Source organism: Variovorax sp. PMC12 (genome assembly GCF_003019815.1).
Classification (GTDB): Bacteria; Pseudomonadota; Gammaproteobacteria; order Burkholderiales; family Burkholderiaceae_C; genus Variovorax.
This window is the reverse complement of the sequence record NZ_CP027773.1, coordinates 792,818-809,868: the sequence shown is the minus strand read 5'-3', so window position 1 is coordinate 809,868 and position 17,051 is coordinate 792,818. Positions and strand designations below refer to the sequence as shown.

The following is a 17,051-nucleotide window of genomic DNA, read 5'->3' as shown; positions in this document are numbered from 1 at the left end:
AGAACTTACTTCTTGTAGTTGGCGATGCCGTCCAGGATTTCCTTCTTGGCGGAGTCGATGCCTTCCCAGCCCAGCACCTTGACCCACTTGCCGGCTTCCAGGTCCTTGTAGTGCTCGAAGAAGTGGCTGATGGCCTTCAGGCGCATCGGGTTCACGTCGTCGACCGACTTCCAGTGGCTGTAGATCGGCAGCACCTTGTCGGTGGGCACGGCCAGCACCTTGCCGTCGACGCCGGCTTCGTCTTCCATCATCAGGATGCCCAGCGGGCGGCACGGCACGACCACGCCCGGCAGCAGCGGGTACGGCGCGATCACCAGCACGTCGACCGGGTCGCCGTCGCCCGACAGGGTCTGCGGCACGTAGCCGTAGTTGGCGGGGTAGTACATGGCCGTCGTCATGAAGCGGTCGACGAAGATCGCGCCCGATTCCTTGTCGACTTCGTACTTGATCGGGTCGGCGTTCATCGGGATTTCGATCACGACGTTGAAGGCATCGGGGACGTTTTTGCCGGGGGAAACTTTGTCGAAGGACATGACGTTTTTCGAGTAGTTGAAAAGTATGAGACGGATGGGGACAAACCCGGAGTTTACTTTCCGTGTCACCGGCCGGTCGCACGCGCATCTGTTTTTGCCTGTAAATTGCAACCGTTGGCCAATCGGCTCCGCACCCCGGTGCAGCGAGCTTCGAGGAAGCAACGCGACGGATAGCATGGCCCCGTACGCGTTGCACGCAAGGGCCCATGCTGCCCGTCTCCACTAGTCGCAACGAACGAATGGAGAAGCAAGGCATGATCGGCAACACCCCCCTGATACTGGCAGTCGTCTGCGGCCTCGTGGCCGTGGCATATGGCTTCTGGGCCCGAAGTTGGATTCTCGCGAAGGACCCCGGCAACGCGCGCATGCAGGAAATCGCGGCGGCCATCCAGACCGGCGCCTCCGCCTACCTCGCCAAGCAGTACACGACCATCGCGGTGGTCGGCGTGGTGCTCGCCGTGTTGATCGCCCTCTTCCTCGACCTGACCACCGCGGTCGGCTTCATCGTGGGCGCGGTGCTTTCGGGCGCTTGCGGCTTCATCGGCATGAACGTGTCGGTGCGCGCCAACGTGCGAACCGCGCAGGCGGCCACGCACGGCATCGGCCCCGCACTTGACGTGGCGTTCCGCGGCGGCGCCATCACCGGCATGCTGGTGGTGGGGCTGGGCCTGCTGGGCGTGTCGGGCTTCTACTGGTTCCTGGCGAGCGGCACGCCAGCTGCGGGCCAGAGCCTCTCGGCCATCCTCAACCCGCTGATCGGCTTCGCCTTCGGTTCATCGCTGATCTCGATCTTCGCGCGGCTGGGCGGCGGCATCTTCACCAAGGGCGCCGACGTCGGCGCCGACCTGGTGGGCAAGGTCGAGGCCGGCATTCCCGAGGACGACCCGCGCAACCCGGCCGTCATCGCCGACAACGTGGGCGACAACGTCGGCGACTGCGCCGGCATGGCGGCCGACCTGTTCGAGACCTACGCGGTGACGCTGATCGCCACCATGGTGCTCGGCGCGCTGATGGTCACGGCCGCGCCGACCAACGCGGTGCTCTATCCGCTGGCGCTGGGCGGCGTGTCGATCATCGCGTCGATCATCGGCTGCTTCTTCGTCAAGGCCTCGCCGGGCATGACCAACGTGATGCCGGCGCTCTACAAGGGCCTGGCCGTGGCCGGCGTTCTCTCGCTGATCGCGTTCTGGTTCGTCACGAGCTGGCTGATTCCCGACAACGCCATCGCCCCGAGCGGCAGCCAGCTGAAGCTGTTCGGCGCCTGCTTCGTGGGCCTGGCGCTCACGGCAGCGCTGGTGTGGATCACCGAGTACTACACCGGCACGCAGTACAAGCCGGTGCAGCACATCGCGCAGGCCTCGACCACCGGCCACGGCACCAACATCATCGCGGGCCTGGGCGTGTCGATGCGCTCCACCGCCTGGCCGGTGATCTTCGTGTGCATCGCGATCCTGGCGTCCTACTCGCTGGCGGGCCTGTTCGGCATCGCGGTGGCTGCCACGTCGATGCTGAGCATGGCCGGCATCGTGGTCGCGCTCGACGCCTACGGCCCCATCACCGACAACGCCGGCGGCATCGCCGAGATGAGCGAACTGCCAGACAGCGTGCGCGCCGTGACCGACCCGCTCGACGCAGTCGGCAACACCACCAAGGCCGTGACCAAGGGCTACGCCATCGGCTCGGCCGGGCTCGCGTCGCTGGTGCTGTTTGCCGACTACACCCACAAGCTGGAGAGCTTCGGGCAGGCCATCAGCTTCAACCTGAGCGACCCGATGGTGATCGTCGGCCTGTTCATCGGCGGGCTGATCCCTTACCTGTTCGGCGCGATGGCCATGGAAGCCGTCGGCCGCGCGGCCGGGGCGGTGGTCGAGGAAGTGCGCCGCCAGTTCCGCGACATCCCCGGCATCATGGAAGGCACCGGCAAGCCCGAGTACGGCAAGGCGGTGGGCATGCTGACCGGCGCGGCCATCAAGGAAATGATGATCCCGTCGCTGCTGCCGGTGGTGGTGCCGATCGTGGTCGGCCTGCTGCTCGGGCCGAAGGCGCTGGGCGGGCTGCTGATGGGCACCATCGTCACCGGCCTGTTCGTCGCCATCTCGATGTGCACGGGCGGCGGTGCATGGGACAACGCCAAGAAGTACATCGAGGACGGCCACCACGGCGGCAAGGGTTCCGAGGCGCACAAGGCGGCTGTCACCGGCGACACCGTGGGCGACCCCTACAAGGACACCGCCGGCCCGGCCGTGAACCCGCTGATCAAGATCATCAACATCGTGGCGCTGCTCATCGTGCCGCTGGTGGTGAAGTTCCACGCCGGCGATGCGGCGGCCGCCGTGCCGACGAAGATCGAGACGCCGCCCGCCGCGACGGCCCCGGCAGCCATGGCGCCGTCGACGCCCGGCGCGGTGGTGGCTGCAGGCGCCGTGTCGGCCGTGGAAACCGCCGCGGTGAAGGTGGAGAACGGCGTCGTCAAGTTCTACTTCGCGACCGCCAGCGCCGAAGTGGCGCCCAACGCCAAGGAAGCCCTGGCCGACGTCATCAAGGCGGTGCAGAGCGGCAGCACCGTGCTGGTGAGCGGCTACCACGACGCCAGCGGCGACCCGGCCAGGAATGCCGAGTTGGCCAAGCAGCGCGCCATGGCCGTGAGCGACGCGCTCAAGGCGGCCGGCGCGCCCGAAGACAAGATCGAGCTCGCCAAGCCCGAGCAATCGCAGGCCGACGGGCCGCCTTCGGAGGCCCGCCGCGTGGAAGTCAAAGTAAAGTCTTGAGATGCCCACACCCGCCCGACTCGAATCGTTCATCGCCGCTGTAGAAGGCGGCGCGCATGCCAAAGCCATCGAGGACTACTACACCGAAGATGCGACCATGGGCGAGAACCAGGCCGAGCCGCGGCGGGGCCGCAGCACACTGGTGGCGCAGGAAAGCGCCGTGCTGGCGCGCACCGAGTCGGTGGTGTCCACCTGCGTGCGGCCGGTGCTGGTGAATGGCGACCACGTCGCCATTCACTGGATCTTCGAGTTCAGCTTCAAGGGCGGCGGCAAGATGCGCATGGAAGAAATCGCATGGCAGCGCTGGGAGGGCGAGCGCATCGCCGAAGAGCAGTTCTTCTACGACCCGGCACAGAAGAAGCCGGCCTGAAACCTCCCGCACGCCGCCCCGTCCATGGCGCTGAAGACTCCGTAGCTCCATGAATTACCTCCGCGCCCTCGTCGCCGGCACCCTGGCCATTGCCAGTGCGGAGCTTGCGGTCGTGCGGCGCTTTCCGCGCATCCTGCTGGCCATCGTCGCGGTCGGCATGGTGCCGGCGATCTATGCGCTGATCTACCTGACGAGCGTGTGGGACCCGGCCGGCCACACGGCCGACCTGCCCGCCGCCATCGTGAACAAGGACCGGGGCGTGACCTACATGGCGCATTCGGTCAACGTCGGCGAGCAGCTCACGAGCACCCTGCTGGCCAAGCGCGCCTTCGGCTTTCGCGTGATGACCGACGAAGAAGAGGCGCGCGCCGAAGTGCGGCGCGGCACGCTCGCCTTCGCCCTGCTGATTCCGCCGGACTTCAGCGCCGACGCGGTGCCCGGCGCGCAGCGCGGCGCGGGGCGGCTGGTGGTCTACACCTCCGAGGGCAACAACTACAGCTCCGCCGGCCTCGCCCGCCGCTTCGCGGGCGAACTGGGGCACCAGGTCAACGAGATGCTCAACGAGCAGCGCTGGACTCTCGTGCTCAACGCGGCGGCCGGCTCGCAGCAGCGGCTGGAGCAGCTCAAGCAGGCATTGCTGACCCTGCGAGACGGCTCGCAGACGCTCGCCGCTGGCGCCGCGCAATACAGCACCGCCGCGCGGGAGGTGGGCAACGGGTTCAAGCAGGTCAATGGCGGCATCCGCCTCATCCAGTCGAAGCTGCCGGCCGACGCGGACCTTCGCGCGCTCAAGACCGGCGCGCAACAGCTCGCGGCGGGCCAGCACGAACTCGGCTCGGGCCTGGTGCAGATCGGCGACGGCCTCGACCAGCTCCACGGCGGCGCCGGGCAACTGGGCGACGGCGCACGCCGGCTGCAGCGGGAGTCGGCCGACATTCCCTTCGTGGGCGAACGCATCGCCAAGGGCGCCGGCGAGCTCGCGGGGGGCGCGGACAAGCTGCGCGGCGGGCTCGAGCAGGCACAGGCCGCCATGAGCAAGGCACAGGACGGCAGCCAGAAGCTCGACGCCGGTGCCACGGCGCTCGAAGACGGCGTCGGCAAGCTCACCGACGGCATGGGCGCGCTGTCCGCCGGCATCCGTACCATGGCCGGCAAGCTGCCCGAAGACCGCAAGCTCGATGAGTTCGTGCAGGGCGGCACCCAGCTCGCACAGGGCGCACAGAGGCTGCTGACCGGCGTGCGCACCATCGAAGCCGCATTGCCCGCTTCGATCACCCGCATCCAGGGCAGCGCCTCGGGCCTGGCCGACTCGGTCGAGCCCAGGGTGGAGGTGGTGGCGCCGGTGGCCAACAACGGCAGCGCCTTCGTGCCGAACATGGTGTCGGTCGCGCTGTGGATCGGCGCGGTGATGGCCGGCTACCTGTTCAACATCCGCATCGTCCTGTCGGACCACACGCACTACCCCAAGCTCGCCAAGACGCTGGGCAAGATCACCATGCCCGCGCTGATCGTGCTGCTGCAGGCGGCGCTGGTGCTGGCCACGCTGCTGGGCGTGCTGCAGGTGCAGGCGCCGCACGTGGCGGCGCTGGCGCTCACGATGGCGCTGGCCTCGCTGGTGTTCCTGGTGGTGCTGTTCGCCATCCTGCATGTGTTCGGCGACTTCGGCCGCATCCTGACCGTGCTGCTGCTCACGCTGCAGCTTTCGGCCGGCGGCGGCGTGCTGCCGGTGGAACTGTCGGCCGGCTTCTTCCGCACGGTGCACAGCTGGCTGCCGTTCAGCTGGGTGGTGCAGGCCTTCCGGGCGGTGATGTTCGGCGCCTTCGACAACGGATGGGTGCATGCCTGCGGCGTGGTGCTGCTGTCGGGCGCGGTGGCGGTCGGGCTGATGGCCATCTTCGGCAGGTGGAAAGACGTGCTGCTGGCCGACTACAAGCCCACGATCCAGGTCTGATGAATACAACACTTCCGATGTAACATACAATCTGTCGGATGAACACGCCCGCCGTGCCCGCTGCCGATGCCACCCCTGCCGCCGAGGATCTTTCCATCGAGGCACTGGCAACGCGCACCGGCGTCACGGTGCGCAACATCCGCGCCTACACCACCGCGGGGCTGTTGCCGCCGCCCCGTCTGCGCGGCCGCCTCGGGCTCTATGGCGAAGACCATGCGCAGCGCCTCGCGCTGATCCGCGAGCTGCGCGACCAGGGCTTCGGCATCGAGGCGATCCGCCGCATCTTCGGGCGTGCACCGGCTTCCGTGTGGGGTGACCTCGTCTCGGTCGCACGCTCGATGTCGGGCAGCCTGTTCGCTTCGGAAACGCCCGTGGTCGTGTCCGCCAAGAGCCTCGCTGCCAAGTGGAACGGCCAGATGACGCCCGCCCTGCTCGCCCGCGCCAGCAAGGCCGGGCTCATGCGCGAGTTGCCCGACGGGCAGGTGCAAATGCTCAGCCCCGCACTCGGGCAGGTGGCCGAGCAGCTCGCCGCCCTCGGCCTGCCGCTGGAGCAGGTCATCGGCATGCAGGAAACCATGGCGCGCACCCTGCGCACCGTGGCAAGGCACTGGCTGCGCACCCTGGCCGACAGCCTGCTGACGGGCGACGCCATCGACCCCGAGCGCACGGCCCAGCTGCTGGAGAAGGCGCGGCCGCTCGCCACCGGCGCGGTGCAAGCCGCGTTCCCCGTGATCCTGCAGCAGGAACTCGACGCCCTGCTGCACAAGACCGCCTGACCGATGACAAGCTCCCGCCCCCTTCATCCCTCCCTGTTGCTGCTGCCGGCGCTGCTGATGCTGGGCGGCCCGGCGTTCGCGCAGGCCCAGGCGCAGCCCCGCGGCGACAGCGCCCTGGCCCTGAGCTTCGACGCCGCCCGCGCCCGCATGGTCGACCGCTCAGACAAGCTGGCCGCCGCCCGCGCGGCCGTCGACGCCAAGGAACTGCAGAGCCAGGGCCTCAAGGGGCTGGGCGGCCCGACGGTCGCCGTCTCGGGGCTGGCCTATGCCTACAACGCCAACCTGAACCTCGACCTCGATCCGCTCAACCAGAAGCTCGGGCAGATCGGCTCGGCGCTGCCGTCGTCGATCCAGAGCCTTGTCTCGCGCGTGCCGATTCCGCAGCTGCCCAACAGCTACACGCTGAACCGGCACGACAGCGGCGCCAACGCTTCGATCTCCGCCGTGTGGCCGATCTACCTGGGCGGCGCGACCGATGCGGTGCGCGGCTTCGTGTCGGCGCAGACGCGGGAGGCCGAAGCCGATGCCGAGCAGGCCGGCCACGAGGTCGACACGCTGCTGGTGCAGCGCTACTTCGGCGCCCAGCTGGCGCAGCGCGCGGCCGTGCTGCGCGCGCAGGCCGAGCGCACCATCGCGCAGCACGATTCGGCGGCGCAGAAGATGCTCGCGGCCGGCGTGATCTCGCGCGTGGAGCGGCTGCAGGCCAGCGCCGCCTATGAAGAAGCGCGGCGCAACGCCCGCAAGGCGGAGAACGACGCCGCGCTGGCCGGCGTGGCGCTCGCGCGCACGCTGCGCGCCGACGGCACGGTGGTGCCGCAGACGCCGCTGTTCCTCATCAGCACGCCTGTCGAGCCGCTGGGCTACTTCATCGACTCGGCGCTCACGCGCCATCCGGGCCTGGGCAAGGTCGCGGCCAAGAAGTCGCAGGCCGAGCAACTGCACGAAGGCGAGGAAGCGCTGCGCCGCCCGCAGGTCATCGCCTTCGGCACGCGCGAAATCAAGAGCGGCAACGCCGACTGGGTGGCCGGCGTCGGCGTGCGCTGGACGCTGTACGACTCGGTCGACCGCGACGCGCTATCCGCCTCATCGCTCAAGCAGGTCGAGCAGGCCGAGCGCACCGGCGCCCAGGCGCGCAGCGACATCGCGCTGCTGGTCGAGCGCAACTGGCGCGCGCTGGAAAACGCGCGCCGCCAGTATCTGGAAATGAAGGCCTCGGTCGAGCTGGCGCAAGAGGTCGTCAAGCTGCGCACCTCCGGCCTGCGCGAAGGCACGAGCACCACGCTCGACCTGATCGATGCCGAGACCAACCAGGCCAAGGTGCTGACCGAACGCGCGCAAGCCGCCAACGACTACGTGCAGGCGCTCGCGCAACTGCTCGAAAGCGCGGGCCTGTCCGAGAAGTTTTCCGACTACATCGCGCGTGCAGACGTGAAGGTGAATTGATGATGAGTGCCAAGACCCGAAAACTGATCGCGATCCTGGTCGCGCTGCTCGTGCTTTCGCTGCTGGTCTGGGGTTTCTGGCGCGCGTCGCAGCCCGCGCCCGAGGTGTTCCAGGGCCAGATGGAAGCGCGCGAGACCGACGTCGCCGGCAAGGTGACGGCACGCGTGGCCGAAGTGGCAGTGAAGGAAGGCGACCGCATCCAGGCCGGCGCGGTGCTGGTGCGCATGGACAGCCCCGAAGTGCGCGCCAAGCTCGCGCAGGCCACCGCCGCCGAACAGGCCGCGCAGGCCGTGGCAGAGAAGGCGCAGAACGGCGCCCGCCCGCAGGAAGTGGAAATGGCGCGCATGCAATGGCAGCGCGCCGAAACGGCCGCGCAACTGGCGCAGACCTCGTTCCGCCGCGTCGACGGGCTGGCGCGCGAAGGCCTGGTGGCCGACCAGAAGCGCGACGAGGCCGAAGCCAACTGGAAAGCCTCGCGCGACGCTGCCATCGCGGCCAGGGCGCAGTACGACATGGCGCGCACCGGCGCCCGCCCCGAGGACAAGGCCGCCGCCAGCGCACAGGCCCGCCAGGTGGCCGGCGTGGTGGCCGAGGCGGAAGCCGCCAAGGCTGAGACCGAGCTTCGCAGCCCCGTCGGCGGCGAGGTGGCGAAGGTGCTGGCCAAGGTGGGCGAACTGTCGCCGCAGGGTGTGGCGGTCGTCACCGTGGTCGACCTGAGCGACCAATGGGTGGTGCTCAACGTGCGCGAAGACCGGCTCTCCCGTTTCGCGCTCGGCAATGAATTCGACGCACGACTGCCCGCGCTGCCCGAAGGCAAGCGCACCGCCCGCTTCAAGGTCTACTACAGCGCCGTGCTGCCCGACTTCGCGACTTGGCGCGCCACGCGCGGCGGCGCGGGCTTCGACGTGCGCACCTTCGAGGTCCGCGCGCGCCCGCTCAAGCCCGTAGACGGCGCGCGTCCCGGCATGAGCGTGCTGGTCGACTGAGTCCGCGATGAGCCTGCGCGGCTTTTCCGCTGCCAGCGCACGGCGCGAGTTCGCGCTGCTGCGCACGCGCCCCTGGGACCTGGCCATGGTCTCGTGGGTGCCGTTGCTCGCGGTCTTCCTGATCTGGTGGATTTTTTCCGCCGGCCTGCCCGAGCGCCTGCCCATCGGCGTGCTCGACCAGGACCACTCCTCGCTCTCGCGCCAGGTGGTGCGCTTTCTGGACGCCACGCCGGGCCTGCGCGTGGTGCAGCAATACAGCGACGAAGGCGAGATGTCGCGCGCCCTGGCCAGCGGTGCCGTCGACGCGGCGGTGCAGCTGCCGCGGGACCTGAGCCGCGACGTGAAGCAGGGCCGCGTCGGCCAGGTCGTGCTGCTGCACAACGCGCAGCTGGGCACGCATTCGAGCCTGATCCAGCGCGACGTGCGCACCGCCGTGGCGACGGTGTCGGGCGGGGTCGAGCTCACCGTGCGCAACAAGCGCGGCGAATCGATGAGGGCCGCGCGCGCGAGCATGGAGCCGGTCAAGGCGAGCATGGTCGCGCTGTTCAACACCTCGACCGACTACGAACAGTTCCTCGGCGCGGCGCTGATTCCCGCGCTGCTCCACATCCTCGCGATGACGGCCGGCGCATGGTCCGTGGGCCGCGAGCTGCGAGACCGCAGCATCGGCGAATGGCTCGGCGCCGCGCCGCGCTGGCACGAGGCGCTGGCTGCATTGGCGGGCAAGCTGGCGCTGCCCTTCCTGAGCCTTTGCGCGGTGGCGATCGCGGCCATGCTGTGGATCACGGCGGGACGCGGCTGGCACCCGGTCGGTTCGCTCGGCTGGACGCTGTTCGCGCTGGTGGTGTTCCTGGCGCTGTCGGTGGCGCTCGGCGCCTTCGTGTCGAGCCTCACGCGCTCGCTGCGCACCGCGCTGTCGGCCACGGGCTTCATCACCGCGCCGGCGTTCGCTTTCGGCGGCGTTGGCTTTCCGCTGGTCGCGATGCCGCTGTTCGCGCGCATGTGGGCCAACCTGCTGCCCTACACGCACTACATCCGCGTGCAGATGGAACAGCTGCAGATGGGCGCGCCGGTGCTCTATTCGGTGGCGACGCCGCTTTGGATGGTGCTGGGCACGGCCGTGCTGCTGGCCGCCTCGGCCGCCGCGCTGGTGCGCGCGGCCCGCGCGCCCGGCACCTGGGGAGGCCGCTGATGACGACGGGCGAGCGCACCGGCTTTGGCGCCGCCTGGCGCGACACCCCCCTGGCGGTGCTGCGCGACAAGGGCGTGCTGCTGATCATGCTGATCGCGCCGGTCATCTACGGCTTCTTCTATCCGTGGCCCTACGGCACGCAGGCCGTCACGCGCGTGCCGGTGGCGGTGGTCGACCAGGACCACAGCGCGCTGTCGCGCCAGATCGCGCGCTTCGCCATGGCCAATCCGCGGCTGGACGTGCGCATGGTCACCTCCGACGTGCACGAGGCGCAGCAGGCGCTCTGGCGCGGCGAGATCGAGGGCTACGCGCTGCTGCCGGCGGACCTCAAGCGCAACGTGCTGCGCGGCACCCCGGCGGTGGTCACCATCGAAGGCAACGGCGCGTATGCGTTGTTGAACAAGGCGGTGCTGTACGGGTTCTCGGAAGCGGTCGGCACCGTGTCGGCAGGCGTGGAGATACGCAAGCTGCAGGCCGGCGGCCAGAGCGCGGTGCAGGCGGCGCGCAGCCGCAGCCCGCTCAACACGCAGCTGGTGGCGCTGTTCAACCCGACCGAAGGCTACGGCAGCTACGTGGTGCCGGCGGTGGCCCTGCTGATACTGCAGCAGACGTTGCTGATGGGCGCGGCGATGCTGGCCGGCACCTGGGCCGAAGCCGGACGGCTGCGGGCTTCCATGGGCGCGTGGCTGGGCCGGCTGGGGGCGCTTTCGGGCTTCGGCTTCCTAAGCGGGCTGTTCTATTTCGGCTGGGTGTTCTTCCTGCAGGACTACCCGCGCGGCGGCAACCCGCTGGGGGCGATGGTGCTGCTCGCTTTTTATGTGCCTGCCATCTGCACGCTCGGCCTGCTGCTGGGCTGCTGGTTCCGCGACCGCGAGCGGGCCTTGCAGGTGCTGTTGTTCACCGCCTTGCCAATGGCGTTTCTCTCGGGCTTTTCATGGCCGGTGGAGGCCTTGCCGGAGCCGCTGCAGGCGCTGCGCTGGCTGTTCCCGAGCACCGCAGGCATCCAGGGCTCGCTGCGCCTCAACCAGATGGGGGCGCCGCTGCATGACGTGCTGCCCTATCTCGGCGCACTGCTGGCGCTGACGCTGGCCGGCCTGCTCGCGCTGTGGCTGGCGGCCACCCCGCGCGGCAGCACGCAAGCCCGTAGCGCCTAGCGCAGGCTTTCGGCCGCCACGGCCCGCACCAGCCGGGTCGCGGGCGCCACCAATTCGCGCAGATCGCCCGCGCGGTCCTGCTCGATGGCCTGCAGCACCAGTTCGTTGATGCCGCCGACCACGGTCATCGCCATCTCGCTCGTCAGGTGTGCCGAGGGCTCTTCGGCGCCGCCGGCACTGTTGATGGCGACCTGGATGAAGTTGGCGATCTCGTCGTTCACCCGGCGGCGCACCACCAGCCCCGGCATGCCCAGCCCGAGGATCTCCACGAAGAGCGTGCGCAGCAGCACAGGGTCTTGCGCGAGGTAATCGAAATACGCCGTCATGGCCTGCTCGACCTGCGCATGCCAGGGCTGCACCGGGTCGAAGGCTTCGCTCACCGCCTGCAGGGCGAGCCGGCTCGCGGTTTCATACAGCGCGATCAGGCATTCGGTCTTGGTGCTGAAATGTTCGTAGAACGTGCGGCGCGACACGGCCGCCTCGCGCACGATGTCGGCAATGGTCGTCTCGGCATAGCCCTTGGCCGCCACCGCCTGCGCCATGCCCTGGAGAAGCCGGTTGTAATGCTCGCTCGCCGGGCCGTCGGGAGACTTGGGCGTCACGGCCTTTTCAATGGTTTCGCTCATGGATGGAACATTTTCCTACGCCCTGGTACTTGACAGTACCAACAACCGACCGCACCATGGAGGCATGCGGTACGAAGATGTACCAACCTTCCTCCCACGCATTGCGTGCTTTCTTCGAGGCTTGATTTCATGACTGAGCTCGTTGTCCGACGCCTTCTGATCGACCTGCAACCGCCGTTCGCCCGAGACTGGTGTGGCGGCGATGCATTCTCGACCGCTTTCTTCAATGCCCTGTCGATGAGTTTCCCCTTCGGAGAACAATTCTTCATCGACGCCGTGCGCGACGCCGTGGCCACCCTGCCGCCCGAGGTGCAGGAACAGCACCGCGCCGACGTGCGCGGCTTCATCGGCCAGGAAGCGACGCACCGGCGCATTCACTCGCTGTTCAACAGCCATCTCGAGAGCCAGGGCCTGGTCGACGGCTGGACGGCACGCGCCAGCAAGCGCCTGAAACTGATGGAAGACGCCGATCCGCGCCATGCGCTGGCGGTCACGGCTGCCACCGAGCACTTCACCGCCATGTTCGCCGAATGGCTGCTCGCCCACCCCGGCATTCTCGACGGCGCCGAGCCCCGGCTGCGCACCATGTGGCTCTGGCACAGCGCCGAAGAACTGGAGCACAAGAGCGTCGCCTTCGACATCTACAAGGCTGCTGGCGGCTCCGACGAATGGCGCAAGCGCTGGTTCCGCCGCGTGACGATGATGTTCCTGGGCGACCTGATGCGCCAGACCGTCGACAACCTGCGCCACGAGAAGCAGCTGTGGAAATGGTCGACCTGGAAGAGCGCGGCGCGCATTCTGCTGAGCCGCGATGGCCTGCTGCGCGGCAACCTCGCGGGCTGGCGCAGCTACCTGCGCGCGGACTTCCATCCGATGCAGCAGGACAGCACCTTGTCCGAACGCTGGCTGGAGAACAACCGGGCGCAGTACACGCCCGTCGGCGGCCCGGCGCCGGAAGCGGCCGCGGCGCGCTGCTGAGAACTACCGCGTCAGAAGATCAGAAGAAGGTGGCGCGCTGCGTGGTGTTGCCGCCGGACTGCTGGTGTTCGGGGCGCAGCGTGAGGTCGTGCAGCGTGTCGAAGTCCGACGGGGCGTCGGGCACCCGCATCACCACTTCGAGTTCGTGCATCGACGCGACCCAGCGGCCGGCGGGTGACTCGGCAGGCTCGTCGTTGGCGAACACGCCGTCACGGATGTAGAGCGTTTCGCCCTCGGCGCGCTCGGCATGCAGCTCGATCAGTCGTGCAATCGAAAAGTTGTACGTCACGAGCTTCTCGCGCGTCTTGCGGTCCTTGCCACCGCAGTTGAACGAGCCTTCGGCCGCAATGACGATGCAGGAACCGTCCACGCCCCCGTCCGCGTCGATCTCGTTGCCGGAGCGCCAGATGGCATTCGGCAGGCGCACGCGCACCTTGTCGATGACGAGATCCCGCTGCTTGTTGAGGCTGCCGAGAGGCGGCACCAGCGAACGCAGCTGGCGCAGCCGCTCCGCGAAGTTGTCGTCCATGAGGAATTCGACATGGTGCGTGGCGCTACCCGATGAACGCCTGACCACCTGCATGACGACATGACGCGGCTTAGCCATGGCTGAACCCCTTTGCGAGCGTTGAAATCCACGCCCTGCGAAGGACGTCAACGGCTTGGCTGCAATTCATTGAGACGACTGAAATTAGAACTTTTGAATAAATGCAATTACGTGCATTATTTGTTTCCAACTGTATATCCAAATCGAGTCGCCGGGGAAGCCAATCCGTGACCCGGGCGCAAGGAAATGTCGCCAAAACGTCTCGCCACCGTGCTAGCGGCAAGACCGAACGGGCTTATTCCAGGGCTTCGTCGAGCGCCTTGCAGGAAGGCGCGCAAACCGTCTGCGACTTGCCCAGCACCTGGCGGGTGCGCAACTGCGAGCGCACGCGGTGCTTGCCGCACATGAAGCAGGACATGGTCGCCCCGCTGAACGATGCCGAGGCCCGGAACGGCGAGCCCGGCGTCTTCGATTTGTAGCGCAGGCCGTCCGCCACCACCGCCGTCTTTACTTCACCCTTCGCCATGCGTCTTGTCCTTGTTGTTCGGTTGGGCACCGCGCATGGCGCGGGCAATGGCTTCACGGGCACTGACTTCGGCCGAAAGAGAAGCGTCGAGCGCCGACCGGCAAAGGCCGGCGTGCTGATAGTTGAGATTTTCGTACACCTCGGCCGCGGCCGGGTAGGCGTCGAGCAGGCGGCCCAGTTCGGCCCCCTGTTCGACATCCTCGAACTCGTGGACGAGGTGCTCGACCACCGAGCGGTATTGCTCGGCGCCGACGGGCACGGGGCTGTGCTCGAGCTTTTCCAGCAGTTGAGCCAGCACGTGGGTCACTGCCAGATCGGTCTTGGGAGACGGATTACGGGTCGTGTTCATGGTTTGCATCTGGGGGCAGCATACGCCTATGCAAGTGGCTGGTCGTACAGGGATGTCTCCCCTTCCCCCGCCTGCTGCGCCGCCTGCATGCGCTGGAGCAGGCTGTGCAGCATTTCGGTCGAAAGCCCGTGGATCACCAGCCGGTGCCCGGCCCGCAGGGTCGACAGGGGCACCAGGGGATGCTTGTTGTTGACCAGGATCAGGTGTTCCGGCGCGGCGAGGATGGTCGCGGTGTAGATGCCGATGGTTTCGTCCAGTTGCAAGGAATTGGCCGCGCGCCAGAAATCGTTGTCCGTCAGCATCAGCTGGTAGAGCGGCGTGAACAGCTCGATGGCGCTTTGCAGGTCGAGGAAATTGAGCCTGCCCTGCGGCATGTCCTCCAGCCGCAGGGGCGGCTCCTTGATCATCGAGAAATCGACCTTATCCGCCTTGCACAGCGTCAGCCCCCTGTCGCGCAGCGCCGTGTTCAGCCGGATCACGAAGTTGAAGAGGTTCAGGTCGTGCTTGAGGAACATCTCGTCCTTCAGCGCGTCGATGTCGGCCGGCTCCAGCGGGTTGGTGGCCACGGGCGCCGGCGAATTGCGCCCGATGAAGGCCAGCACCTGCGAGCCCAGGTGGAAGTGCCGCAATATCAGCCAGTTGGCCTCTGGCGAGACAAAGCGCTTCAGCCCCCAGGCCAGGAAGCGGTGCAGCAGCATCGAGTGCGACCAGTTGCGCGGCACGAACACTTTCACGATCTGGATCAGGATGATCGTCAGCCGCGCAATCGGCCGCAGGAACGGCAGCAGGTATTGCCGCGAGCCGGAGCTCGAATCGGCCAGCCATGCCTCCTTCACGTTGTCGGGCAGCGGCGTGCTCTGGTCGAGGTAGAGCGCCAGCCAGGGGCTGGGGTCGCGCTCGTCGTGCGCCTGGGTCAGGAAATCAGGCGTTCTGCTGGGCATCTGTCATTCGCTCCGTGATGTGCTGGAACTGCATCAGGTACAGCGCGGCCGTGTGGCGCGCGGTGTCGGTGATCTGGCGGGCGGCGCGGGCCTGCCCCTCGACGGCCATGACCATCTCGACGGCGGTGAGCCAGCGGCCCAGGTGGTGCTCGTCGTTGTGGCCGTGGTACTCGAGGAAGCGGAAGGCGTCGGGCGGCAGCTTCAGGCTGGCCTTGAGCAGCGGCAGCAGCGCCGGCACGATGCGCTGGCCCGTGCCCTCGATGATGTAGATCGCCCCCAGCAGGCCGATCGGGTCGCGCGTGGCCGCAAGGCCGTGCAGGTAGGCATTGAGCGCCTCGCCGCCGGGGTTGCGGCGCAGCTCGTCGATCGATTCGACCGTGCCGCCGGCCTTGCGGTAGTCGCTGAACAGGATGTTGAAGTCGTTCTGCTCCTCGCCCGCGTGCACGCCGATCAGCGAGGCCAGCATCTGGTAGGGCTCGCTGAGCGATGCCGCGCCTTCGCGCATCCACAGGCTGCCTTCGCGCACCTGCGGCACCCACTGCTCCATCCAGTTGAGGTAGTCGGGCACGGCGAAGCGGCGCTCGCGGATCTGGCGCACCAGCGGCGTGCGCCACACGCGCGAGCGGTAGTCGTGCCATATGGCGGCCAGTTCGGTCAGCAGCGCGCCGAGGCCTTCGGGCGCGGCGGCCGGGTCGTGCGGCGGGGCGATGACGAGGTCGTCGTCGGGCACCACGGTCGCACGGGGCGCGGCCGCCACGGGCGCGGCATCGGCCGCTTCGACTTCGAGCAGCATGTACGCCGCCATGAAGCGCCCGGACTCCGGCACGTAACAGAAGATCTGCTCGCCGGGCTTCAGCGTCTTGGTGTGCAGGAACTCGGCCAGCATCACGAGGATCGACGCCGCCCCGGTGTTGCCGCGCCACGCGAGGTTGCTCCACCAGCGCTCGCGCGGAATCGACAGGTCGGCCTTGGCCATCAGGTCTTCGACCACCGGGATGAATTTTTCCGACGAGTAGTGGCACAGGAAGTGGTCGACCCGCTTCGGATCGACCCAGCCGTCGCGCACCAGCCCCGCGTATTCGTGGATGCCGATGTCGAACAGGTGCGGCAGCAGGCGGATGTCCTGCCGCAGCGAGAGCGCGCCCGCGGCTTCGGCCTCGGCCCAGGAGCCGAAGTCGAGGTGGCCTCGTCCGTGCTCATCGCGGTTTTCGGTCAGGCCCAGTTGCATGCACACCGGATAGTCGCCCGAGAAGGCGCGCTGGTGCACCCACTTCAGCCGCAGCCTGAGCCCCGGCGACCCGGCCAGCGCCGGCGAGCCGTCGGACAGCAGCAGCGCGCCCGCGCCGTCGGACAGCATCCAGCGCAGGAAGTGCGAGTCGAAGTCGGTCTCGTAGCCGCGCGCGGCGAAGCGCGAGCGCTTGAACAGGCGCGACGGCATCTCGCTGGCCACTGCCAACGCCGAGCGGTGCGCGCCCAGCTCGATGCCCTGCGCCGCCGCCTGGATCGCCGAAACGCCCGCCGCGCAGATGCCGTGCACCGAATGCGTTTCCATCGGCTGCGCCGCCAGTTCGCCCTGGATCATGTTGGCGAAGCCCGGCATCAGCGTGTCCCCGCCAGAGGACCCGCTGGCCAGCATCGACACCCGCGACAGCTCGGCCCCGCCGCGCCGCAGGCAGTCGCGGATGGCGCCGGCCGCCAGTTGCGCGTTGGTCTGCTGCGTCACGCCTTCCGCGTCAATGGCGTAGTGCCGCGTGAGGATGCCGTTCTCGGCCAGGATGCGCCGCTTGATGCGCTCCGACATGCGGTTGAGCGGCGCGATGTACGCGTCCATGCGGTCATTGGGAATGGGTTCGCCCGGCATGAAGTAGCCGGCGCTCTCTAGGTACACGCGTTGGAATGAAACAGGCATGG

The 17,051-nt window shown here is 68.2% G+C and carries 16 protein-coding genes; 9 read left to right on the top strand and 7 right to left on the bottom strand.

Annotation, left to right across the window (positions count from 1 at the left end):
* Positions 1 to 5: 5 nt before the first annotated feature.
* Positions 6 to 533: an inorganic diphosphatase gene (gene ppa, locus C4F17_RS03705; protein WP_081266300.1), complete on the bottom strand. Its 528-nt coding sequence runs from the start codon at positions 531 to 533 to the stop codon at positions 6 to 8.
* A gap of 254 nt (positions 534 to 787) precedes the next feature.
* On the opposite strand from ppa, the gene C4F17_RS03700 reads away from it, so the two are divergent.
* From C4F17_RS03700 to C4F17_RS03665, 8 genes are read left to right on the top strand one after another with little or no spacing between them, the layout of a single operon-like run.
* A complete protein-coding gene (locus C4F17_RS03700; protein WP_106937426.1) occupies positions 788 to 3,301 on the top strand; it encodes a sodium-translocating pyrophosphatase in 2,514 nt (837 codons plus the stop codon).
* A 1-nt stretch (position 3,302) separates the two neighbouring features.
* A complete protein-coding gene (locus C4F17_RS03695; RefSeq protein ID WP_106934313.1) occupies positions 3,303 to 3,671 on the top strand; it encodes a nuclear transport factor 2 family protein in 369 nt (122 codons plus the stop codon).
* A 49-nt stretch (positions 3,672 to 3,720) separates the two neighbouring features.
* Complete coding sequence (locus C4F17_RS03690) at positions 3,721 to 5,622, top strand: YhgE/Pip family protein (RefSeq protein WP_106934312.1); 1,902 nt, start codon at positions 3,721 to 3,723, stop codon at positions 5,620 to 5,622.
* Positions 5,623 to 5,660: 38 nt separating this feature from the next.
* The gene (locus C4F17_RS03685; protein WP_106934311.1) at positions 5,661 to 6,398 is read left to right on the top strand and encodes a MerR family transcriptional regulator; all 738 of its coding nucleotides are present in this window, start codon (positions 5,661 to 5,663) and stop codon (positions 6,396 to 6,398) included.
* 3 nt (positions 6,399 to 6,401) lie between these two features.
* The gene (locus C4F17_RS03680; RefSeq protein WP_106934310.1) at positions 6,402 to 7,841 is read left to right on the top strand and encodes a TolC family protein; all 1,440 of its coding nucleotides are present in this window, start codon (positions 6,402 to 6,404) and stop codon (positions 7,839 to 7,841) included.
* The gene (locus C4F17_RS03675) at positions 7,841 to 8,827 is read left to right on the top strand and encodes an HlyD family secretion protein (protein WP_106934309.1); all 987 of its coding nucleotides are present in this window, start codon (positions 7,841 to 7,843) and stop codon (positions 8,825 to 8,827) included. The genes C4F17_RS03680 and C4F17_RS03675 overlap by 1 nt, the downstream gene beginning before the upstream one ends.
* A 7-nt stretch (positions 8,828 to 8,834) precedes the next feature.
* A complete protein-coding gene (locus tag C4F17_RS03670) occupies positions 8,835 to 10,019 on the top strand; it encodes an ABC transporter permease (RefSeq protein WP_106934308.1) in 1,185 nt (394 codons plus the stop codon).
* On the top strand, positions 10,019 to 11,173 hold the full coding sequence (locus tag C4F17_RS03665; protein ID WP_106934307.1) for an ABC transporter permease: 1,155 nt from the start codon (positions 10,019 to 10,021) through the stop codon (positions 11,171 to 11,173). The genes C4F17_RS03670 and C4F17_RS03665 overlap by 1 nt, the downstream gene beginning before the upstream one ends.
* On the opposite strand, the gene C4F17_RS03660 is transcribed toward C4F17_RS03665, so the two are convergent.
* Positions 11,170 to 11,799: a TetR/AcrR family transcriptional regulator gene (locus tag C4F17_RS03660; RefSeq protein ID WP_081266292.1), complete on the bottom strand. Its 630-nt coding sequence runs from the start codon at positions 11,797 to 11,799 to the stop codon at positions 11,170 to 11,172. The genes C4F17_RS03665 and C4F17_RS03660 overlap by 4 nt on opposite strands.
* A 129-nt stretch (positions 11,800 to 11,928) precedes the next feature.
* On the opposite strand from C4F17_RS03660, the gene C4F17_RS03655 reads away from it, so the two are divergent.
* Positions 11,929 to 12,777, top strand: a complete 849-nt coding sequence (locus C4F17_RS03655) for a metal-dependent hydrolase (protein WP_106934306.1) — start codon at positions 11,929 to 11,931, stop codon at positions 12,775 to 12,777.
* Positions 12,778 to 12,796: 19 nt separating this feature from the next.
* On the opposite strand, the gene C4F17_RS03650 is transcribed toward C4F17_RS03655, so the two are convergent.
* From C4F17_RS03650 to C4F17_RS03630, 5 genes are all read right to left on the bottom strand, one after another.
* A complete protein-coding gene (locus C4F17_RS03650; RefSeq protein ID WP_081266290.1) occupies positions 12,797 to 13,384 on the bottom strand; it encodes a hypothetical protein in 588 nt (195 codons plus the stop codon).
* Between the two features lie 235 nt (positions 13,385 to 13,619).
* Complete coding sequence (locus tag C4F17_RS03645; protein ID WP_081266289.1) at positions 13,620 to 13,850, bottom strand: hypothetical protein; 231 nt, start codon at positions 13,848 to 13,850, stop codon at positions 13,620 to 13,622.
* Positions 13,837 to 14,208, bottom strand: coding sequence for a hypothetical protein (locus C4F17_RS03640; protein WP_081266288.1), 372 nt, complete (start codon positions 14,206 to 14,208; stop codon positions 13,837 to 13,839). The genes C4F17_RS03645 and C4F17_RS03640 overlap by 14 nt, the downstream gene beginning before the upstream one ends.
* Before the next feature lie 17 nt (positions 14,209 to 14,225).
* Complete coding sequence (locus tag C4F17_RS03635) at positions 14,226 to 15,140, bottom strand: DUF6999 family protein (protein ID WP_106934305.1); 915 nt, start codon at positions 15,138 to 15,140, stop codon at positions 14,226 to 14,228.
* Complete coding sequence (locus tag C4F17_RS03630) at positions 15,121 to 17,049, bottom strand: StlD/DarB family beta-ketosynthase (RefSeq protein ID WP_106934304.1); 1,929 nt, start codon at positions 17,047 to 17,049, stop codon at positions 15,121 to 15,123. The genes C4F17_RS03635 and C4F17_RS03630 overlap by 20 nt, the downstream gene beginning before the upstream one ends.
* Between the last annotated feature and the right edge of the window lie 2 nt (positions 17,050 to 17,051).